A 21,637-nucleotide genomic window follows, 5' to 3' on the forward strand; every position below is an offset into this window, starting at 1 on the left:
CTCGGGGATTGCGGGGGCGTCCACGTATTCGGACCAATGGAATTTGATGAAGCTCAGCCAGTTTTCCGGTTTCCTGCCCGTCCCCGACGCCTTGGGCGAGATCGAGGTTGCCGGGATATCGTCGGATTCGCGCCGGGTTGAACCCGGCTTTCTGTTTGCCGCCCTGCAAGGGACGCGCGCGGACGGCGCATCCTTCGTTGCCGACGCAGTGAAGCGCGGCGCAGCCGCTGTCATTGCGGCGCGCGGCTCGCTGACCACCGATCCCGGCGTGCCGGTGATTGCGATCGATGATCCGCGCCACGCGCTGGCGCTTGCCGCGGCTGTTTTCCACGGCGTGCAGCCGGAAACGATGGTGGCCGTGACGGGTACCAGCGGCAAGACCTCCGTGGCGTCCTTCACCCGGCAGATATGGGAACAGGCCGGTTTAGCGGCCGCGTCCATCGGCACGACCGGCGTCGTTGCGCCGGGCCGCGAGGAATACGGCTCGCTCACGACTCCCGACCCTGTGACGCTGCATGCACTGCTGGCCGAACTGGCGGGTTCCGGCGTGACGCATGCCGCGATGGAAGCATCGAGCCACGGGCTCGACCAGCGACGGCTGGACGGGGTGCGTCTGGCCGCCGGCGGGTTCACCAATCTCGGTCGCGACCACATGGATTATCATCCGACGGTCGAGGAATATCATGCCGCCAAGATGCGGCTCTTTACCCAGTTGCTGCCAAAAGGCGCGCCGGCAGTCGTCTTTGCCGACGATGCATGGTCACACCCGACGATCGAGGCCGCGCGCGGGGCCGGCCTGGAGGTGCTGACCGTTGGCCGCAAGGGCGATTTCCTACAGCTCAAGCGGGTTGAACACGAACGATTCCGCCAGCGGGCGGAGATCGCTGCTGCTGGCAAGATCCACGAAATCGATCTGCCGCTGGCAGGGGATTTCCAGATCGCCAACGCATTGGTGGCAGCGGGGCTCGCCATCTCGACCGGGCTTGAGGCGGGCAAGGCGCTGATGGCTCTGGAAGGATTGAAAGGCGCGTCGGGCAGGCTGGAACACGTCGGCACAACGCCGGAAGGCGCGCCGGTCTATGTCGACTATGCCCACAAGCCGGACGCGCTTGAAAACGTGCTGAAGGCGGTGCGGCCTTTCACGACCGGTCGGGTTCTGGTCGTCTTCGGTTGTGGCGGCGATCGCGACAGGGGCAAGCGCCCGATCATGGGCGAGATCGCAACACGGCTTGCGGACATAACCATCGTCACCGACGATAATCCGCGCTCAGAGGAGCCGGCGGCGATCCGTGCGGCGATCATGGAGGCAGCCCCGGGCGCTATCGAGATCGGCGATCGTCGTCAGGCGATCCGCGAGGCGATCACGATGCTGCATGCGGGCGACACGCTCGTGGTTGCGGGCAAGGGGCACGAGGAAGGCCAGACCGTCGGCGACGTGACGCTTCCGTTCTCGGATCACGCCGAGGTGCGGGCCGCTCTTTCGGAGCGCGCAGCATGAGCCTCCTGTGGCGCAGCCAGGCACTTGCAGGGGCGATGAACGGCAGGCCCGTGGGCGCGATGCCCGAGGGTGTGACCGGCATCTCGATCGACACGCGCACGTTGAAGCCGGGCGACGCCTTTTTCGCAATCAAGGGTGAGCGGTTTGACGGGCACGACTTCGCGACCGCCGCGCTCAAGGCCGGGGCTGGCTTGCTCGTGGTTGCCGAAAGCAGGCTGCCGGCGCTGGGCCGCATCACTGCCCCGATGATCGTGGTGCCAGACGTCATGGTGGCACTCGAGGCCGTCGGAGTGGCGGCGCGCGCGCGCGCCAAGGCAAAGATCATCGGCGTCACCGGTTCGGTCGGCAAGACGACGACGAAGGAAGCGCTGCGCTGCGCGCTCGAGGCCGTCGGCACCGTCCATGCGTCGCCTCAATCCTTCAACAACCACTGGGGCGTGCCGCTTACGCTGGCGAGGATGCCCGAAGATTGCGACTACGCGGTCTTCGAGATCGGCATGAGCAATCCCGGCGAAATCCGCCAGCTCGTGAAATATGTGCGGCCGCACATCGCGCTGATAACCGCCATCGCGCCGGCCCACCTCGGGGCGTTCAAGAGCATCGAGGATATCGCACGAGCCAAGGCCGAGATTTTCGAGGGCTTGGAGCCCGGCGGCCACGCGCTCATCAATCGTGACGATCGCCAATGGAAGCTCCTCGACAAGGCCGCGCGCGATCTCGGTGTCGAGCATATCTGGAGCTTCGGCGAGCATGCCCGCGCGACCTTCCGGCTTGCGGGTTGCCAACTCGGCGGCGAAAGCTCGCGCATCGTCGTGAAGATGGCCGGACAGGAACTATCGCTGACGGTCGGTGCACCGGGCCGCCATATGGTTCAGAACGTGCTTGCCGTGCTCGGGGCCGCCTATCTGGCCGGTGCCGATGTCACAAAGGCAGCACCGGCGCTGGCGCAGTTCGAGGCCGAACGCGGCCGTGGCCGGCGTTATGCGCTCGGCCATCCGGCTGGCGGTGAGATCGTCGTCATCGACGAAAGCTACAACGCCAATCCGGTGTCCATGAAGGCGGCGCTCGACCTGCTGGGTACTGCATCCGTGCCGCCCGGCGGGCGCCGGATAGCGGTTCTGGGCGACATGCTGGAGCTCGGCGTGCATTCGAGAAAGCTGCATGAGGCGCTTGCGGGACCGATCGCAAAGTCCGGAGCCGACATCATCCTGCTGGGCGGCTCCGAGATCGGGGCACTCGCTGCTTCGTTGCCCGATGAGGCCGCGGCGCAGCATCGGCCCAGCGCCGACGAGTTGAAGCCGCTGCTGATGGAGACGGTTCGGCCCGGCGACGTGATCATGGTCAAGTCTTCCAAGAGCGCCGGGTTCTCAAAGCTCGTGGAGGCACTGCTAGAGAAATTTCCCGCGGCGGCTCCGGCCGGCCGCGTTGCGAGAGAAGCCTGAGAGACGTCGGGGGACGCCGCCAATGCTGTTGCTGCTCGTTGGACTTGCCGATCATTTCTCGGCCTTCAACGTTTTTCGATACATCACCTTCCGCACCGGCGGGGCGTTGATCACGTCCGCGCTCATCGTGTTCATGTTCGGGCCTGCGATCATCAATTCGCTGCGCATCCGCCAGGGCAGGGGGCAGCCGATCCGCGCCGATGGCCCACAGACGCATTTCAAGAAGGCCGGAACGCCAACGATGGGCGGTCTCATGATGCTGACCGGCATCATCGGTTCGGTGTTGCTGTGGGGCAATCTGTCGAGCCCGCTCGTCTGGGTCGTGATGCTGGTGACGCTGGGCTTCGGCGCGATCGGCTTCTATGACGACTATCTGAAGGTCACGAAGCAGTCGCATCTTGGTTTTTCGGGCAAGATAAGGCTGCTGATCGAGTTCATCATCGCCGGCATCGCCGCATACGTCATCATGCGGACCGGGACCGAGCCTTTCTCATCTTCGCTGACCTTTCCCTTCGTCAAAGACTTTGTCCTCCACCTCGGCATCTTCTTCGTGCCGTTCGCTGCCTTCGTGATGGTCGGTGCCGGCAACGCCGTCAACATGACCGACGGGCTGGACGGGCTTGCGATCGTGCCGGTGATGGTCGCGGCCGCCTCCTTCGGCGTCATCGCTTATCTCGCCGGCAACGCGGTCTTCGCCGACTATCTGCAGATCCACTTCACGCCCGGCACCGGCGAGCTTTCCGTCGTGCTCGGTGCCGTCATCGGCGCCGGCCTCGGCTTCCTGTGGTTCAATGCGCCACCCGCTGCGATCTTCATGGGCGATACCGGCTCGCTGGCGCTGGGCGGGCTCATCGGCGCGGTCGCCGTGGCCGCGAAGCACGAGATCGTTCTGGCTATCATCGGCGGGCTTTTCGTCGTCGAGATCATGTCGGTGATCATTCAGGTCGCCTGGTTCAAGCTGACCGGCAAGCGGGTTTTCCTGATGGCGCCGATCCACCATCATTTCGAGAAGCTTGGCTGGACGGAGAGCCAGGTGGTTATCCGGTTCTGGATCATCGCCGTCATCCTGGCCCTCATCGGCCTTTCGACGCTCAAGCTGAGGTAGTCGATGATTCCGGCCACCACACTCGGCGGACGCAAGGTCGCCCTTTTCGGTCTTGGCGGATCGGGGATCGCGACTGCGCGCGCCCTTGCCGAGGGTGGCGCTGCCGTCATCGCGTGGGACGACAACCCCGAAAGTGTGGCGCGTGCCGAGCGCGAAGGCATCACCGTCGCCAATCTGCGCGAGGTCGACTGGTCGGAATTTGCATCGTTCGTGCTGTCACCCGGCGTACCGCTGACTCATCCCAAGCCGCACTGGACCGTCGAGCTTGCGCGTGGGGCGAGTGTCGAGATCATCGGAGACATCGAACTGTTTTCACGCGAGCGTGCCGCGCGCTGCCCCGATGCGCCCTTCATCGCGGTCACCGGCACCAACGGCAAGTCGACGACCACCGCGCTGATCGCCCACATTCTCGCCGCCGCTGGCCGTGACGCCCAGATGGGTGGCAATATCGGTCGCGCGGTGATGACGCTCGACCCGCCTGCTCGCGACCGGTTTCACGTCGTCGAGTGCTCTTCCTACCAGATCGAACTCGCGCCATCGCTGAACCCCAGCGCGGGCATCCTGCTCAACCTGACGCCCGACCATCTCGACCGGCACGGCACGATGCAGCGCTATGCCGAGATCAAGGAGCGGTTGGTCGCGGGGAGCGACACCGCCATAATCGGTGTGGACGATTCATATTGCGCGCAGATCGCCGACCGCCTCGAGCGGGTGGGCAAGGAGGTGATCCGGATCTCCAAGCGCCTGCCGCTGACGGACGGCTATTTCGCCGATGGGACCGATCTGATGGAGGCCGTGCGCGGGCAATACAGCCGCATTGGCTTCCTCGAAGGCATCGGCTCGCTGCGTGGCCTGCACAATGCGCAGAACGCACTGGCGGCGGTCGCCGCCTGCCTGAAGGTCGGGCTCGACCTCGGTGAAATCCAGTCGGGGCTCGAAAGCTTCCCCGGGCTGGCGCATCGCATGGAGCAGGTCGGCCGCCGCGGCCGCGTAATCTTCGTAAACGACTCCAAGGCGACGAATGCCGACGCGGCGGCCCCGGCTCTTTCGAGTTTCCAGCGCATCTACTGGATTGCCGGCGGTCTGCCGAAGGAGGGCGGCATCGACAGCCTGCGCTCCTTTTTCCCGCGTGTCGCGAAGGCCTACCTGATCGGCGAGGCCGCGCCGCAGTTTTCGGCAACGCTCGGTGATGCGGCGCCCTATGAAATATCCGGCACGCTCGACGCCGCGCTTCAGCATGCCGCCGAGGACGCGGCGCGGGACGATGCCGCCGAGGCGGTGGTGCTGCTTTCGCCCGCCTGCGCCAGCTTCGATCAATACCGCAACTTTGAAATCAGGGGCGATGCCTTCCGCGAGGCGGTGCTCGCGCTTGATGGAATCGTGCCTTTTGGAGGGAAACGCTGATGGTCAGTCGTATCGACAGAGGTCCCGTCGCGAACTGGTGGTGGACGGTCGACCGATGGTTCTTCGCCGCGTTCCTGACCCTTATGGGGCTCGGTATCGTCCTGTCCTTCGCGGCCAGCCCTGCGGTGGCCGAGCGGATCGGTCTCGACAGCTATCACTTCGTGACGCGACAGATGATGTTCATGCTGCCGGCCGTCGTGATCATGATCGGCGTCTCGTTCCTCAACGCGCGACAGGTGCGTCGGCTGGCGCTTGTCATGCTGGCCGGCTCGCTGGTGCTGATGGTTGCTGCGCTCTACTTCGGCATCGAGATCAAGGGATCGCGACGCTGGATTCATATCCTGGGCATCTCGGTGCAGCCCTCCGAATACATGAAACCCGGCTTTGTCATCATCTGCGCATGGCTCTTCTCCGAGCATGCAAGGCGGCCCGACGTTCCGGGCAATCTCTTCGCCATAATACTTCTCGGCCTCGTGCTGGCACTGCTGGTGGCGCAACCCGATCTCGGACAATCACTGCTGGTGTTGGCGACGTGGGGTGTCATGTTCTTCATGGCGGGCATGCCATGGTTCTGGATCGCTGTTTTGGGTGGTGCGGCGATGGGTATCGGCGTCGCGGCCTACACGACCTTTCCGCACGTGGCCGCGCGTATCGACCGTTTCGTCACCGGCGAGGGCGACACCTTCCAGGTCGACATGGGACGCGAGGCGCTGGTGCGCGGCGGCTGGCTCGGGCAGGGGCCGGGCGAGGGCAGCGTCAAGCGCATCCTGCCGGATAGCCACACCGACTTCGTCTTCTCAGTTGCCGGCGAGGAGTTCGGCCTTATCGTCTGTTTGCTGATTGCCATGCTTTTTGCGTTCGTGGTCCTACGCGGCCTGTCGCATTCGATGAAGGAGAGCGACGAGTTCTCGCGTTACGCGGTTTCGGGCCTCGTCGTGCTGTTCGGGCTCCAATCGATCATCAACATGGGCGTCAACCTGCAGCTTCTTCCGGCGAAGGGCATGACACTGCCGTTCATCTCCTACGGCGGTTCGTCGCTCGTCGCGGTGGCGATTTCGATGGGCATGGTGCTTGCGCTCACCCGGAAGGACCCGCAGAAACGGATGCGTATCGGCTCGCACACATTGATCCGCACCGTGCAGCCGGCAGAATAGATGGCGAAGGGCGTTATTCTGCTATCGGCCGGCGGCACGGGCGGACACCTGTTTCCGGCCGAAGCGCTGGCGCATGAGTTGATCGCGCGCGGCTGGGGGGTGCATCTGGCAACCGACGGTCGCGCCGAACGCTATGCCGGTTCGTTTCCGGCTACGGAAATCCACACCATCCCGTCGGCGACGATCGGCTCCAGAAACCCTGTTGCGCTCGCCAGGGCCTTCTGGACTATCTGGCAGGGTGCGCGCGAGGCCGGACGGATCATGGCGCGCATTTCGCCCAACGCGGTGATCGGCTTTGGCGGCTATCCGACGCTGCCACCGCTGTGGGCGGCCACGCGGCGCGGACTGCCGACTATCGTCCACGAGCAGAACGCTGTGATGGGCAGGGCGAACAAGGCGCTGGCTGGTCGCGTGACGGCTATCGCCGGCGGCTTCCTGAAACCCGAGGGGGCTTATGCGGGCAAGATCGTACCCGTGGGCAACCCCGTCCGCTCCGCGGTACTGGAAGCAGCGCGGGTGCCGTTCGCGGCGCCAGCGGAAGATGAGCCCATACGGTTGCTTGTCTTTGGCGGCAGCCAGGGCGCACGGTTCTTTTCCGATACGGTTCCCGACGCCGTGGCGAAGCTGCCCGAGGCGCTACGAGCCCGCCTGCGCATCGTCCAGCAGGCGCGGCCGGAAGACGAGGCGCGCGTGCGCGAGGCCTATGCGAAGCTCGGCGTGCAGGCCGAGGTGTCGCCGTTCTTCGCAGATCTGCCGGCCCACATGGCTGCCGCGCATCTGGTCGTGGCGCGCGGCGGTGCCTCGACCGTGCTGGAACTGTCGGTGCTCGGGCGGCCATCAATTCTCGTGCCGTTGCCACATGCGCTGGACGACGACCAGGGCCACAATGCGCGCATACTGGTCGAGGCGGGTGGAGCGCTGATGCGGCGCCAGAACGAGATCGACGCGGCAAGCCTGGCAAACGACATGGCCGGCCTGCTCAACGATCCGGAAAAGCTTTCGAAGATGGCTGCAGACGCGGGGTCGGTGGGCCGAACGGACGCCACGCGGTTGCTTGCGGACCTTGCAGAGGCTATTGCCTCCGGCGAATCCGTCGAAGCGTTCAAGGGAAGGATGCAGGCATGAAGATGCCGCAGACAATCGGCGTCGTGCATTTCATTGGCATCGGCGGTATCGGCATGAGCGGCATAGCCGAGGTGCTGCACAATCTCGGCTATTCGGTGCAGGGCTCCGACCAGGCCGACAGCGCCAATGTACAGCGGCTGCGCGACAAGGGCATCGCCTGCTTCGTCGGCCACGCGGCCGAGAACCTTGGCGCGGCCGAGGTCGTGGTCGTGTCCACCGCAGTGAAGAAGAACAATCCCGAGCTTGTCGCCGCCCGCGAAAAACTGCTGCCGATCGTGCGGCGCGCGGAGATGCTTGCCGAGCTGATGCGCTTCCGCAACGCGATCGCCATCGGCGGCACGCACGGCAAGACGACAACGACATCCATGGTGGCGACGCTGCTCGATGCCGGTGGGCTCGATCCGACCGTCGTCAATGGCGGTATCATCAACGCCTACGGCACCAATGCCCGCATGGGCGGAGGCGACTGGATGGTGGTGGAGGCCGATGAGAGCGACGGCACCTTCCTCAAGCTGCCTGCCGACATCGCGGTCGTCACCAATATCGATCCTGAGCATCTCGACCATTACGGCTCGTTCGACAAGGTGCGCGAGGCGTTCGCCAGCTTCGTCGAGAACGTGCCGTTCTACGGCTTCGGCGTCATGTGCATCGACCATCCCGAGGTGCAGGCGCTGGTGAGCCGTATCGAGGATCGCCGTGTCGTGACCTATGGCGAAAACAAGCAGGCCGACATTCGTTTTTCCAACATGCACATGGACGGCGCGACATCCGTGTTCGACGTGACCATCCGCGACCGCAAGACGGGCGGGGTGGAGGAGATTGCCGGCCTGCGGCTGCCGATGCCCGGCCGTCACAACGTTTCCAACGCCACAGCTGCAATTGCCGTTGCACACGAGCTCGGGCTGTCGGCCGATGACATCCGGCGCGGCCTGTCGTCCTTCGGCGGCGTCAAGCGTCGTTTCACCCACACGGGTTCGTGGAACGGCGTCGAGATATTCGACGACTACGGGCACCATCCGGTGGAGATCAAGGCGGTGCTGAGGGCGGCCCGCGAGGCATGCAAGGGGCGTGTGATCGCGGTGGCCCAGCCGCACCGGTTCACCCGCCTGCGCGACCTGTTCGACGATTTCGCAGCCTGCTTCAACGATGCCGACACGGTCCTGCTCGCGCCGGTCTATGCGGCGGGCGAAGATGCCATAGAGGGTGTCAGCTCGGAGGCGCTGGTTTCGCGCATTCGTGCCGGCGGTCATCGCGATGCCCGTCATATCGACGGCCCTGAGGCGATCGCGCCACTGGTGCGTGAGCTGGCGCGCGAAGGCGATTTCGTCGTGCTCCTGGGAGCCGGCAACATCACGCAGTGGGCATACGCGCTTCCGAAGGAACTGGAAGGGGCGTCATGACGACCGGTGCAGCTCTTCTCAAGCGGCTTGGCGATCTGGCCGGCACCGTGCGCGGCCGGCTGACGCCGGATGCGCCGATGGACGCCATCACGTGGTTTCGCGCCGGTGGTGCTGCGGACCTGCTGTTCCAGCCGGCCGACGAAGAGGACCTGTCGGTCTTTCTGAAGGGGTTACCGCAGGACGTTCACGTCACCGTGGTTGGCATCGGCTCCAATCTGCTCGTCCGCGAAGGCGGGATTCGCGGGGTCGTAATTCGCCTTTCCGCAAAGGGCTTCGGCAGTGTCGAGGCGATCGGCGCGAATCGGCTTCGTGCCGGCGCAGCGACGCCCGACAAACGTGTGGCGGCCGCAGCGCTGGAGGCGGGGCTCGGCGGCTTTCATTTCTATCACGGCATACCTGGCGCGATCGGCGGTGCGCTGCGGATGAATGCCGGCGCCAACGGCGTCGAGACCCGCGAGCGCGTTGTGTCCGTGCGCGCGCTCGACCGGCAGGGCAATGCGCATGAGTTCAGCAATGCGGAGATGGGCTACGCCTATCGCCATTCGTCTGCGGCATCGGACCTGATTTTCGTCGGGGCGGAGTTCGAGGGCTACCCGGAGGATCGCGAGGCGATCAAGGCGGCGATGGATGCGGTGCAGACCCATCGCGAGACGGTGCAACCGATTCGCGAGAAGACCGGCGGTTCCACCTTCAAGAACCCCGAAGGCACCTCGGCCTGGAAGGAAGTCGACAAGGCTGGATGCCGCGGGCTGATGATCGGCGGCGCGCAGATGTCGCCAATGCACTGCAATTTCATGATCAACACCGGGTCTGCGACGGGCTACGACCTGGAGTTTCTCGGCGAGACCGTGCGCGCCCGTGTGCTCGAGCATTCAGGCATCCGCCTCGAATGGGAAATCAAGCGTATCGGCGATTTCAAGTCCGGTCGCGAAGTGCAGCCTTTCCTGGGGCAGCTGCTTTAGCGCGCACTATTTTCGACCCCGTTGAAGGGGTTCTGTTTCAAAAAGTGAATCGCTTCGAATCTCAAGGGCTTGTCACGGAATCAATCCTCTGATTCCTTGGGGTCAGAATCGTTTCCTGATTTGAGTCGAGCGTGCGGACGCTGGCGAACCCTTGTCGCCGGAAGACTCGGACTCAAACTTGGCGAAACACGAATGCGGCCCGGCTCAAGAGGGGATCTGCGGGCATGGCAAAGAAGCATGTGGCCGTTCTGTTAGGCGGGTTTTCGGCCGAACGGCCGGTTTCGCTCTCTTCAGGCAATGCGTGCGCAGATGCGCTTGAGGGTGAGGGGTATAAGGTTACCCGTATCGACGTGACGCGTGACGTTTCCAGCGTTCTGGCTGAACTTCGGCCAGACGTGGTCTTCAATGCGCTTCATGGTCCTTTCGGCGAGGATGGCACCATCCAGGGCATCCTCGAATATCTCGAAATTCCCTATACCCATTCCGGCGTGCTCGCGTCTGCTCTTGCCATGGACAAGGAACGGGCGAAGCGGGTTGCCAAGGCGGCGGGCATTCCGGTGGCCGAGGCCAAGGTCATGAACCGCTTCGACATCGGCAACAAGCATCCGATGAAGCCGCCCTATGTCGTCAAGCCGGTCAAGGAGGGGTCCAGCTTCGGTGTGGTCATCGTCCAGGAGGATCAGTCGCATCCGCCGCAGGTGATCGGCTCTTCGGACTGGCGTTACGGCGATACGGTGATGGTCGAGCGATACATCCACGGACGCGAGCTGACCTGCGCGGTGATGGGTGATGTGGCGCTCGGCGTCACCGAGATCATACCCGTCGGCCACACCTTCTACGATTACGACGCAAAATATGTCGCCGGCGGCTCAAAACACGAATGCCCCGCAAAAGTTTCACCAATTATTTACCAAAAAATACAGACACTGGCGTTGAAGGCACATCAAGCGATTGGCTGCCGTGGCGTCTCTCGATCGGACTTCCGTTACGACGATCGCCATTCGGAAAATGGCGAACTGATCTGGCTGGAAGTGAACACGCAGCCGGGAATGACGCCGACGTCGCTGGTGCCTGAAATTGCCGCTGAGGCGGGTCATGGGTTTGGTGAGCTTCTGAGTTGGATGGTGGAGGACGCTTCTTGTTTGCGTTGACGTCAGGACACGGTAGGACGGCCATCGCTGGAGTGCGCGGGCGGCTTGCGCCTGTATCCGGCGGGTATGTCCTTCCGCGCTGGCTGCGCAAGCCTGCGCGCGCGTTCTCGCGTTTCGTCTCCGGCGAGATCGAGGCGCCACCCTATACCATGACCATGCTTGCAGCCGCCGTCGTCGGCTCGTTTTCACTCTACGGTGCCGTGCTCGGCGGTCACATGCCGACCGTTATCCAGGCGGTTACCGCGCGTACCGGCTTTGCGATCGACGAGATTCGCGTGAGCGGAAATCGCGAGACCTCCGAGATCGATATCTTCGACCGCGTCGGACTGGATGGCTGGACCTCGCTGGTCGGGTTCGATGTGCAGGACGCGCGGGATCGGATCGCCAGCCTGCCGTGGGTCGAGGAGGCGTCGGTTCGCAAGATTTACCCGTCGACGCTCGAGGTGAAGATCGTTGAGCGCGAGCCGTTCGCGATCTGGCAGCAGGGCAGCCGCCTTTCGCTGATTGAAAGCGACGGCCGGACGATCGCGCCGCTTTCGGGTGCGCGCTATCGCGCGTTGCCGCTGGTTGTCGGTGTCGGCGCCGAGGAGCCTGCGGCCGGTTTCGTCGCCAAGGTGGCGGCCTATCCCGATCTCGCGGCGCGTGTGCGTGGCTATGTGCGTGTTTCGGAGCGGCGCTGGGATCTGCGCCTCGAAAACGGCATGACCGTAAAGCTTCCAGAGCGCGGCGAGGACGATGCGCTGCGCGATCTGCTGGCACTCGACCATCGCTATGGTCTGCTGTCGCGGGACATCGAAACTGTCGATATGCGCTTTGCGGACCGGCTCGTGGTCAAGCTGACGCCGGATGCGGCGACAGCGCGGGAAGCGGCGCTCAAGGAACGCCTCGGCAAAAACTACCGTCCTACGGAGCGACGCATATGAGCTGGCTCGGTGGACAAAAGGATTCGACGGCCGGTCGCTCCGGCATCGTCACCGTATTGGATGTCGGCTCCACGAAGGTGTGCTGCGTCATCGGTCGGCTTAAGCCTTGCGAAGAAAGTGAGCGCCTGCCCGGTCGCACCCACAAGGTGAAGGTCATCGGCATCGGCCACCAGAAATCGCAGGGTGTGAAGTCCGGCACGATCATCGACCTGGATCGCGCCGAGCAGTCGATCCGGCTGGCGGTGGATGCGGCCGAGCGCATGGCCGGGCTGACGGTCGAGTCGCTGTTCGTGAACATGTCTGCCGGGCGGATGAAGAGCACGATCTTCTCGTCCTCGGTCAATCTTGGCGGCCATGAAGCGGGCGAGGGCGACATCCGGCGTGTCCTGACCGCAGGCGCCAAGCAAGCGCTGCGCGCGGAGCGCGAGGTCGTGCATTCGCTGCCCGTCGGCTTCTCGCTCGATGCCGAGCGCGGGATTCGCGATCCGCGTGGCATGATCGGCGACGTGCTGGGCGTCGACATGCATGTGCTGACCGCCGACTCCGCGCCACTGCGCAATCTCGAGCTTTGCGTCAATCGCTCGCACCTGTCGGTCGAGCGCATGGTTGCCACGCCTTATGCAAGCGGCCTGTCGGCGCTGGTCGACGACGAGGCCGAAATGGGTGCCGCCTGCATCGACATGGGTGGCGGCACGACAACCATCTCGATTTTCGCCGAGGGCAAGTTCGTTCATGCCGAAGTGCTGCCGATCGGCGGCGGGCACGTCACAATGGATCTGGCACGGGGACTTTCGACCGGCCGCGAACATGCAGAGCGACTGAAGGTGATGCACGGTTCGGCCCTGCCGGCGGTCGACGACGACCGCGACATGGTGACGATCCAGCCGATCGGCCCGGACGATGGCGACATGCCGCAGCACGCGCCGCGCTCCGTGATGAACAAGATCATCCGCGCCCGGATCGAGGAGACTCTCGAGATCGTGCGGGATCGGCTGAACAAGTCCGGTTTCGGCGGCGTGGTCGGCAAACGCGTGGTGCTTACAGGCGGTGCCAGCCAGCTTTCGGGTCTGCCGGAAGCGGCGCGGCGCATTCTCGCGCGCAATGTAAGGCTGGGGCGCCCACTTGGCGTTACCGGTCTGCCGGAAGCGGCCAAGGGGCCGGCATTCGCGACGACGGTAGGCCTGCTGATTTATCCGCAGGTCGCGGAAGCCGAGAGCCGGTACGGAAAGGGGGGTGTCCTGCGTTTCAAGGGCACCGGTACCGGTGGCAGGCTCCATCGTGTCAGTCAGTGGTTCAAAGATAGTTTCTAACAGCGGGGATAGCCCCACGCAGCCGCGGCGGCGAAGCGGCGGGAAAGGCGAAAAGGACGAGGAAAATGAGCATCAATCTGCAGAAGCCGGACATTACCGAACTCAAGCCGCGTATCACCGTGTTCGGTGTTGGTGGTGGTGGCGGCAATGCCGTCAACAACATGATCACCGCCGGTCTGCGTGGCGTCGACTTTGTCGTTGCCAACACTGATGCACAGGCGCTCACCCAGTCGAAGGCAGACCGGCTGATCCAGCTCGGCGCGCACGTGACCGAGGGTCTGGGCGCCGGCTCGCAGCCGGAAGTGGGGCGTGCAGCCGCTGAAGAGTGCATCGACGAGATCGTCGACCACCTCTCCAACACGCATATGTGCTTCGTCACTGCCGGCATGGGCGGCGGCACGGGTACGGGTGCAGCCCCGGTCGTGGCACGCGCTGCCCGCGAGAAGGGTATCCTGACGGTTGGCGTCGTGACCAAGCCGTTCCACTTCGAAGGCCAGCGCCGCATGAAGACGGCGGATATGGGCATCGAGGAACTGCAGAAGAGCGTCGATACGCTCATCGTCATTCCCAACCAGAACCTCTTCCGCATCGCCAACGACAAGACCACCTTCGCCGACGCCTTCGCGATGGCCGACCAGGTGCTTTATTCCGGTGTTGCCTGCATCACCGACCTGATGGTCAAGGAAGGCCTGATCAATCTCGATTTTGCCGACGTTCGCTCGGTGATGCGCGAGATGGGCAAGGCGATGATGGGCACCGGCGAAGCGTCCGGCGAAGGCCGCGCAATGGCAGCCGCCGAAGCGGCGATCGCCAACCCGCTGCTTGACGAAACCTCGATGAAGGGCGCGAAGGGCCTGCTGATCTCCATCACTGGTGGTCGTGACCTTACGCTGTTCGAGGTTGACGAAGCAGCAACCCGCATCCGGGAAGAAGTGGACCAGGATGCCAACATCATCCTCGGCGCCACGTTCGACGAGGAACTGGAAGGCGTCATCCGCGTCTCGGTCGTCGCCACGGGCATCGACAAGTCGGCTGCGGACATCAACATGCCGCCGATTGCCGTGCGCCAGCCGCAGAAGCCGGTCCAGCAGCAACAGCGTCCGGTCGAGGTTCGTCCGGCGCAGCCGGCGCCGGTGCAGGCCGAAGCGCCGCGTGCTGCCGATCCCGTTGCCGAAGCTATCCGCATCGCGGAAATGAACGCCGAAATGGCTGCCACGGCTCCCCGTGCCGCCGCCGAGCAGGAGTTCCGCCCGCAGAGCAAGCTGTTCGCGCAGCCGGCTCCCGAAGCTGCCGCTCCGCAAGCGGTGCAGCAGCCCGTACAGATGCGTCCGGCACCGGTGGCTGAGCATGCCCCCGCGCCTCAGATGGCCGCACCCGTCCAGCCGCGCATGCCGCGCGTCGAGGATTTTCCGCCGGTCGTGCGGGCTGAACTGGAGGCTCCGCATGCACATGACGGCGAAGAGCGCGGTCCGATGGGCTTGCTAAAGCGCCTGACCCAGGGGCTCTCGGCAGGTCGCCGTGAAGACGAGCCTGCACGCCTTCAGCCGGCACAGCCTCGCGAGCCGCGCCTGCGCCAGCCGGAGCAGCGCCGTCCGCAGATGAGCGACACGCAGGCCTATGCGCCGCGCCGTGGCCAGCTCGACGACCAGGGCCGGCTCTCGGTTCAGCCGCGTGGACCGCAGGATGACGACCAGCTCGAAATTCCGGCATTCCTGCGCCGGCAGGCCAACTAGCAAAGGTTCCGGGCGGTTCGCCGCCCGGCCACCTTCAAGGCTCTTTCATTGCGGTAACGCATTGTTACAGGCGAGTGCTGACGCACTCGCCTTTTGCCGTCAAAGGCAAAATGATAACAAAGGGTTAAAGCTCAGAGTGAAATCGCGCTCTCGCGTAACAGAAGGTAAGAAACCGTGATTTGGACTCTCCGGTCCGGAACTTTATCTTCTCGACCAAGCGTTACGGTCAGGGGATTCGTGGGGATGAGAATCCGCCGACCGGTGAGAAGAGCCGCAATCGGAATGCCGATATAGCGGGCGTAACCGGGACGGGCCTATGGGGATCGACTTGCACGACTACCAGACCACGCTCAATTCGCGCGTGTCGTTATCCGGCACGGGTGTACACAGCGGAAAAACCGTTTCCATTCACTTCAGCCCGGCAGACCCTGACACCGGCATCGTATTCACGCGCGTTCTCGGCAATGGCGAGACAGTGGAAATGCGGGCACTGGTGGCGGAAGTGGGCGGTACGGACTTGAGCACGATCCTCGGCGATCCTGCCGGTGTTCATGTCGCGACTGTCGAGCATCTGCTGGCCGCGCTGTCTTCCCTGCGTATCGACAATCTGGCCATCGAGATCGATGGGAACGAGGTTCCCGTGCTCGACGGCAGCGCCGGTCCGTTCGTGGAGGCGTTCGATCAGGTCGGGATCAAGCAGCAGGCGGTCAAGCGCCGCTATATCCGCATCGTGAAGCCTGTTCGCATCGAGAGCGGCGCGTCCTGGGCCGAGTTTCGCCCCCACGACGGAACCCGCTTCGAAATCGAGATCGATTTCGACAGCCCGGCCATCGGCCGGCAGTTCTATGCGGCGAACGTCACGCCGGACCTGTTCCGCAAGGACATTGCGCGGGCGCGCACCTTCGGCTTCATGAAGGATGTCGAGCGTCTTTGGGCCGCCGGCTACGCGCTGGGCTCGTCGCTCGAGAATTCCGTGGTGATCGGCGATGACGATCGCGTCATCAACATGGAAGGCCTGCGCTATTCCGACGAATTCGTGCGCCACAAGATGCTGGATGCGATGGGCGACCTGGCGCTTGCGGGCGCGCGTTTCATCGGCTGCTTCCGGTCCTATCGTGGCGGGCACCGGCTGAATGCGACCGCACTGCGGCGGCTGCTTTCGGATCGCTCGGCATTCGAGATCGTCGAAACAGGTCGCCGGGAAAGCGGCCGCAAGGCGGAGATGATTGCCGTCAACGCGCCGGTTTACGCTCCCTGGGCTATCTGACAGCTCACCGACGGGCCGTTATCCGGCTGTGCATTGCAGCGACGGTAACATCTGATCGCCACAAAAAAGTGCCATTGCAGGGCAAGAACGTTGCCGAGGGACGGTAGTTGAATTATGACTGCCGCGACATTCGAGCATCGGGCCGCGAGACGATTGCAATTTTCGCAGAGCGTCGATGCGTTGCCAGGTTACTGAACGCCAGAGGGGCGAACACCCGTATGAATGATTTCCGGAGAGCCGCTTGCGACAGGCGCCCCCGTATGGTCGGGCTGGTCGTGTCTGCCATTGCGCTGCCGCTGCTTGTCTCGGCCTGCGCCAGCGATCGCGACGTCGACCTCGCGGCATATGTCGAGAGTGTTGAACCGGCCGATACCCTTTACAACCAGGGTCTTGCGAACCTCGAGGCTGGCCGGCTGAGCGAAGCCGGAAAGAAGTTCGAGGCGGTGGACCGTCAGCACCCCTATTCGGAGCAGGCCCGCAAGGCGATGGTCATGAATGCCTTCGCCCAGTACCGCCAGGGTAACTACGAAGAGGCCGTGACCGCCGGTCAGCGCTACGTTTCGCTTTATCCCACCACTGACGATGCTGCGTACGCGCAGTACATCGTGGGCCTGTCCTATTTCCGGCAGATTCGCGACGTCACCCGCGACCAGAAGGAATCGCGCCGCGCGCTTGAAGCGATGCAGGAAGTGATCGACCGGTGGCCGGAGTCTGAATATGTCGAGGACGCCAAGGCCAAGATCCGGTTTGCCCGCGACCAACTCGCCGGCAAGGAAATGCAGATCGGCCGCTATTACCTCGAGCGTCGTGAGTACATCGCCGCCGTCAAGCGGTTCCGCAATGTCGTCGAGGTCTATTCCGATACCCGCCACGTCGAGGAGTCGCTGGCGCGTCTGACGGAGACCTATTACGCCATGGGACTCGCTTCCGAGGCGCAGACGGCTGCCGCCGTTCTCGGCCACAACTATCCCGAGAGCCAGTGGTATAAGGATTCCTACGCGCTTCTGCAATCGGGTGGTCTCTCGCCGCGCGAGAATCAGGAGTCCTGGCTCAGCCGGGCCGGCTCGCTGCTCGGCGGTAACGCCAGAAGCTGATCCAGACTTCGCCAGAGGCTAGATGCTCGCCCACCTGTCGATCCGCGATATCGTACTGATCGAACGGCTCGACATTGATTTTTCGACCGGCCTCTCGGTGCTGACCGGCGAGACCGGCGCCGGCAAGTCGATCCTGCTCGATGCCCTGTCGCTCGCGCTTGGTGCGCGCGGCGATGCCTCGCTGGTCCGCAACGGGGCGGGGCAGGGCAATGTCATCGCGATCTTCGATGTTCCCCAAAACCACCCGGCGCGTGAACTCCTGCGCGAGAACGGGCTCGATGACGACGGCGATCTGATCCTGCGCCGCAGTCAGTCGGCGGACGGCCGCAGCCGGGTGTTCGTCAACGATCAACCGACAAGCGTCACGCTGCTGCGCCAGATCGGCCGCGCGCTGGTCGAAATTCATGGCCAGCACGACGATCGCGCATTGGTGGATGTGGCGGCCCATCGCGACCTGCTGGACGCGTTCGGCGGGCATGTCGGCGCGGCGCAGTCGGTCGCCCGAGCGTGGCGCACATGGCGTGCAGCGGAGCAAGCGCTTGTCAGCCATCGCGCAAAGGTCGAGGCTGCCGCGCGCGAGGCGGACTATCTGCGCGCGTCGGTCGAAGAGCTTTCGCGTCTCGAGCCGCAGCCCGGCGAGGAGACCGAACTGGCTGAGCGCCGCGCGGCCATGATGCACGCGGAGAAGATCGCCTCCGACATTTCGGACGCTCAGGACGTGCTTTCGGGGCCGAATTCCTCGGTTCCGCAATTGGCAAGCTTGCTGCGACGGCTGCAGCGCAAGGCCGAGGCCGCGCCTGGCCTGCTGGACGAGATCATCAGGACGTTGGACGAAGCGCTGATTTCGCTCGATGCCACGCAGGAGGCGGTTGATGCCGCGCTGAGGGCAGCCGAGTTCGATCCCAAGGCGCTGGAAGATGCCGAGGAGCGGCTGTTCGCGCTGCGGGCCGTTGCCCGCAAGCATTCCGTTGCCGTCGACGATCTGGCGGCACTGCGCGACGCCATGGCAGCCGACCTGACCGATCTCGATGCGGGCGAGGAGCGACTTGCCGGGCTGGAGAAGGACGCGGTTGCGACCCGCGCCGCCTACGACGAAGCAGCGGCGCACCTGTCCGAACTGCGCAAGGGAACGGCTGAAGCGCTGGCGCGCTCGGTGATGAAAGAACTGCCCGCACTCAAACTGGAGCGCGCGGAATTCATCGTCGAAATCAATTCGGAGCCGGAGGACCGTACGGAAGCCGGCATAGACCAGATCGAGTTCTGGGTGCGCACCAATCCCGGCACGCGTGCGGGACCGATCATGAAGGTCGCTTCCGGCGGTGAGCTTTCACGGTTCCTGCTGGCGCTGAAGGTCGCGCTGGCCGATCGCGGTTCGGCACCCACGCTCGTCTTCGACGAGATCGATACCGGCGTAGGCGGTGCGGTTGCCGATGCGATCGGGCAGCGGCTCGCCCGGCTGGCAAGCCATATCCAGGTGCTTTCCGTCACCCATGCGCCGCAGGTCGCAGCCCGGGCGGGCACGCACTACCTGATCTCAAAGTCGGGCGGGGCCGACAAGGTCGCGACCGGCGTCGCGGCGCTTGGGCGGCCCGACAGGCAGGAAGAGATCGCGCGCATGCTTGCCGGCGCGACCATCACCGATGAAGCCCGCGCTGCTGCCGAGCGACTTCTGCGCGAAAACGCCGTGGTCTCCTGACACGGGGCTCTTGAGCACCGCGTCGGCCACGCTAGTGTATCGCACCTGCCGCAGCCCGGATTCTCGTCATGCCCCGTTCCCCAAAGCCCGTCGAAGACCTTTCCGCCGAGGAGGCCGCAGAGGAATTGGCAGCACTTGCCGCCGACATCGCCGAACATGACAGGCGCTATCATGGCGAGGATGCGCCGACGATCTCGGATGCCGAGTACGACGCCCTGCGCTTGCGCAATGCGGAGATAGAGGCGGCCTTTCCCGAGCTGATGCGCGAGGATTCGCCATCCGCTGCTGTTGGCGCAGCCCCCTCCGGTGCGTTCGGGCAGGTCGTCCACGCAAAGCCGATGCTGTCGCTGGACAACGTCTTTTCCGACGAGGACGTGCGCGACTTCGTTGCTTCCGTGCGCCGGTTCCTGGCTCTGCCGGCGGAGGGCGAGCTGGCATTCACCGCCGAGCCGAAAATCGACGGCCTGTCGATGTCACTGCGCTACGAGAATCGCGAGCTGGTGACGGCGGCCACGCGTGGCGACGGCTCGACCGGCGAGAACGTCACCGCCAATATCCGCACGCTCGACGAGGTGCCGCAACGGTTGCCGGATGACGCGCCGGATGTGGTGGAGGTGCGCGGCGAGGTCTATATGCGGCGCGACGACTTCCTGGCGCTTAACGAGCGCATGGCGGAAGAGGCCGGCCGCGTCTTCGCCAATCCGCGCAATTTCGCCGCCGGCAGCCTACGCCAGAAGGATCCGGAGAACACCCGCAAGCGGCCGCTGAGGTTCTTCGCCTATGCGTGGGGCGAGACGAGTGCGCCGCTGGCGGAAACGCAGTTCGAAGCCGTGAGGCGGCTGGGCTCGTGGGGGTTCCGGATCAACGACCATATGGGCATCTGCCGATCGGTCGAGGAGATGCTGGCGCACTATCGCACAATCGAGGCCGAGCGGGCGAGCCTGCCTTATGACATCGATGGCGTCGTCTACAAGGTCGACCGGCTCGACCTTCAGGAACGGCTCGGTTTCCGCTCGCGCAGCCCGCGCTGGGCGACCGCGCACAAGTTCCCCGCCGAGAAGGCGACGACGGTGCTGCGCGCGATCGAGATACAGGTCGGCCGCACCGGTGCGCTGACGCCCGTGGCGCGGCTCGAACCGGTGACAGTCGGCGGTGTCGTCGTAACCAACGCGACGCTGCACAACGAGGACTACATTCGCGGCATCGGCAATGATGGGCAACCGATCCGCGAGGGCAGGGACATCCGCGTCGGCGACACCGTGCTGGTGCAGAGGGCCGGCGACGTCATCCCTCAAATCCTCGACATCGTGCCCGAGAAGCGCCCGTCCGATGCGCAACCTTACGTATTCCCCGACCGTTGCCCGGCGTGCGGCAGCCATGCGGTGCGCGAGGAAGGGGAGGCCGTGCGCCGCTGCACGGGAGGGCTCGTCTGTCCGGCGCAGGCCGTGGAGCGCATCCGGCATTTCGTGTCGCGCAACGCGTTCGACATCGAAGGCCTGGGCGAAAAGCAGATCGAGTTCTTCTTCAACCACGAAGACGCTTCACTGCGCATACGCACCCCGGCCGACATCTTTACGCTCAAGGCGCGGCAGGACGGCTCGCTGACCAAGCTGGAGAATGTCGAAGGTTTCGGCGCCGTGTCCGTACGCAAGCTCTACGCAGCCATCGACGAGCGGCGACAGGTCGCGCTGTCGCGGTTCCTGTTCGCGCTCGGCGTGCGCCACATCGGCGAGACCAACGCCAAGCGGCTGGCGCGGCACTATCTGTCGTTTGAGGCCCTGCGCGCAGGCGCCAGCGAGGCGGTGATGCCCGAAGGCAAGGGCGACCCCGGCAATGCCGCCTGGCAGGAGCTGGTCGGGATCAACGGCATCGGCTCCGTCGTGGCCGAGGCGCTGGTGGAGTTCTTTGCCGAAGCGCACAACAACGAAGCCGTGGATGCACTGCTCGCCGAGGTGACGCCATTGGACGAGGAACCCGTGGGCGATATCTCGTCTCCGGTGGCCGGGAAGACCGTCGTCTTTACCGGCGCGCTCGAGCGTATGTCGCGCGACGAAGCTAAGGCCATGGCCGAACGGCTCGGCGCCAAGGTTGCCGGTTCGGTCTCCAAGAAGACCGATCTTGTCGTCGCCGGGCCGGGCGCGGGCTCCAAGCTGAAGCAGGCGACCGAACTCGGCATCGAGGTGATCGACGAGGACGCCTGGTTCGAGCGGGTGGGGCAATAGGCTGTTTCAGTGCGCGAGGCAGGGACCGGTGATGCGAAAAAGTTTCTCCCGATTGCTCAGCTTCGTTGATGCGTCATCCGCCAGATGAACCCTTTAGGAAAGTCGGCATCGCGAACGCGATCCGGAAACCCTCAGCGGTGCGTTCGCCTTT

General features: G+C 64.5%; 16 protein-coding genes. All 16 read left to right on the forward strand.

Annotated elements, in window-relative coordinates; genetic code table 11:
- The first annotated feature begins 46 nt into the window (after positions 1 to 46).
- The 16 genes from ACVJNE_RS14475 to ligA all read left to right on the forward strand — a co-directional run bounded on the left by ACVJNE_RS14475 (position 47) and on the right by ligA (position 21,486).
- Positions 47 to 1,498, forward strand: a complete 1,452-nt coding sequence (locus ACVJNE_RS14475) for a UDP-N-acetylmuramoyl-L-alanyl-D-glutamate--2,6-diaminopimelate ligase (RefSeq protein WP_499566639.1) — start codon at positions 47 to 49, stop codon at positions 1,496 to 1,498.
- A complete protein-coding gene (locus tag ACVJNE_RS14480; protein ID WP_499566641.1) occupies positions 1,495 to 2,940 on the forward strand; it encodes a UDP-N-acetylmuramoylalanyl-D-glutamyl-2,6-diaminopimelate--D-alanyl-D-alanine ligase in 1,446 nt (481 codons plus the stop codon). Before ACVJNE_RS14475 ends, ACVJNE_RS14480 begins: the two co-directional genes overlap by 4 nt.
- 22 nt (positions 2,941 to 2,962) lie before the next feature.
- Positions 2,963 to 4,045 carry a phospho-N-acetylmuramoyl-pentapeptide-transferase gene (gene mraY, locus ACVJNE_RS14485; RefSeq protein ID WP_368804405.1) on the forward strand — a complete coding sequence of 361 codons (1,083 nt, stop codon included), beginning with the start codon at positions 2,963 to 2,965 and terminating at the stop codon, positions 4,043 to 4,045.
- Positions 4,046 to 4,048: 3 nt separating this feature from the next.
- The gene (gene murD / locus ACVJNE_RS14490) at positions 4,049 to 5,449 is read left to right on the forward strand and encodes a UDP-N-acetylmuramoyl-L-alanine--D-glutamate ligase (protein ID WP_499566643.1); all 1,401 of its coding nucleotides are present in this window, start codon (positions 4,049 to 4,051) and stop codon (positions 5,447 to 5,449) included.
- A complete protein-coding gene (gene ftsW, locus ACVJNE_RS14495) occupies positions 5,449 to 6,603 on the forward strand; it encodes a putative lipid II flippase FtsW (RefSeq protein WP_368804407.1) in 1,155 nt (384 codons plus the stop codon). Before murD ends, ftsW begins: the two co-directional genes overlap by 1 nt.
- Positions 6,604 to 7,728, forward strand: coding sequence for an undecaprenyldiphospho-muramoylpentapeptide beta-N-acetylglucosaminyltransferase (gene murG, locus ACVJNE_RS14500; RefSeq protein ID WP_499566645.1), 1,125 nt, complete (start codon positions 6,604 to 6,606; stop codon positions 7,726 to 7,728). It abuts the gene before it with no gap.
- Complete coding sequence (murC, locus tag ACVJNE_RS14505; RefSeq protein WP_499566647.1) at positions 7,725 to 9,128, forward strand: UDP-N-acetylmuramate--L-alanine ligase; 1,404 nt, start codon at positions 7,725 to 7,727, stop codon at positions 9,126 to 9,128. The genes murG and murC overlap by 4 nt, the downstream gene beginning before the upstream one ends.
- A complete protein-coding gene (murB, locus tag ACVJNE_RS14510) occupies positions 9,125 to 10,090 on the forward strand; it encodes a UDP-N-acetylmuramate dehydrogenase (protein WP_499566649.1) in 966 nt (321 codons plus the stop codon). Before murC ends, murB begins: the two co-directional genes overlap by 4 nt.
- A gap of 224 nt (positions 10,091 to 10,314) precedes the next feature.
- A complete protein-coding gene (locus ACVJNE_RS14515) occupies positions 10,315 to 11,241 on the forward strand; it encodes a D-alanine--D-alanine ligase (RefSeq protein ID WP_421925862.1) in 927 nt (308 codons plus the stop codon).
- Positions 11,229 to 12,164, forward strand: coding sequence for a cell division protein FtsQ/DivIB (locus ACVJNE_RS14520; protein ID WP_499566651.1), 936 nt, complete (start codon positions 11,229 to 11,231; stop codon positions 12,162 to 12,164). Before ACVJNE_RS14515 ends, ACVJNE_RS14520 begins: the two co-directional genes overlap by 13 nt.
- Positions 12,161 to 13,474 carry a cell division protein FtsA gene (gene ftsA, locus ACVJNE_RS14525; RefSeq protein WP_368804410.1) on the forward strand — a complete coding sequence of 438 codons (1,314 nt, stop codon included), beginning with the start codon at positions 12,161 to 12,163 and terminating at the stop codon, positions 13,472 to 13,474. Before ACVJNE_RS14520 ends, ftsA begins: the two co-directional genes overlap by 4 nt.
- 65 nt (positions 13,475 to 13,539) lie before the next feature.
- Positions 13,540 to 15,207 carry a cell division protein FtsZ gene (gene ftsZ, locus ACVJNE_RS14530; RefSeq protein ID WP_499566653.1) on the forward strand — a complete coding sequence of 556 codons (1,668 nt, stop codon included), beginning with the start codon at positions 13,540 to 13,542 and terminating at the stop codon, positions 15,205 to 15,207.
- Between the two features lie 316 nt (positions 15,208 to 15,523).
- On the forward strand, positions 15,524 to 16,474 hold the full coding sequence (lpxC, locus tag ACVJNE_RS14535; RefSeq protein WP_499566655.1) for a UDP-3-O-acyl-N-acetylglucosamine deacetylase: 951 nt from the start codon (positions 15,524 to 15,526) through the stop codon (positions 16,472 to 16,474).
- A gap of 260 nt (positions 16,475 to 16,734) precedes the next feature.
- On the forward strand, positions 16,735 to 17,568 hold the full coding sequence (locus tag ACVJNE_RS14540; protein ID WP_173192162.1) for an outer membrane protein assembly factor BamD: 834 nt from the start codon (positions 16,735 to 16,737) through the stop codon (positions 17,566 to 17,568).
- A 22-nt stretch (positions 17,569 to 17,590) separates the two neighbouring features.
- Positions 17,591 to 19,264, forward strand: a complete 1,674-nt coding sequence (gene recN, locus ACVJNE_RS14545) for a DNA repair protein RecN (protein ID WP_499566657.1) — start codon at positions 17,591 to 17,593, stop codon at positions 19,262 to 19,264.
- A gap of 68 nt (positions 19,265 to 19,332) precedes the next feature.
- The gene (gene ligA, locus ACVJNE_RS14550; protein ID WP_499566659.1) at positions 19,333 to 21,486 is read left to right on the forward strand and encodes an NAD-dependent DNA ligase LigA; all 2,154 of its coding nucleotides are present in this window, start codon (positions 19,333 to 19,335) and stop codon (positions 21,484 to 21,486) included.
- Positions 21,487 to 21,637: the final 151 nt, after the last annotated feature.

It is taken from the genome of Mesorhizobium sp. DxT, from assembly GCF_058448885.1.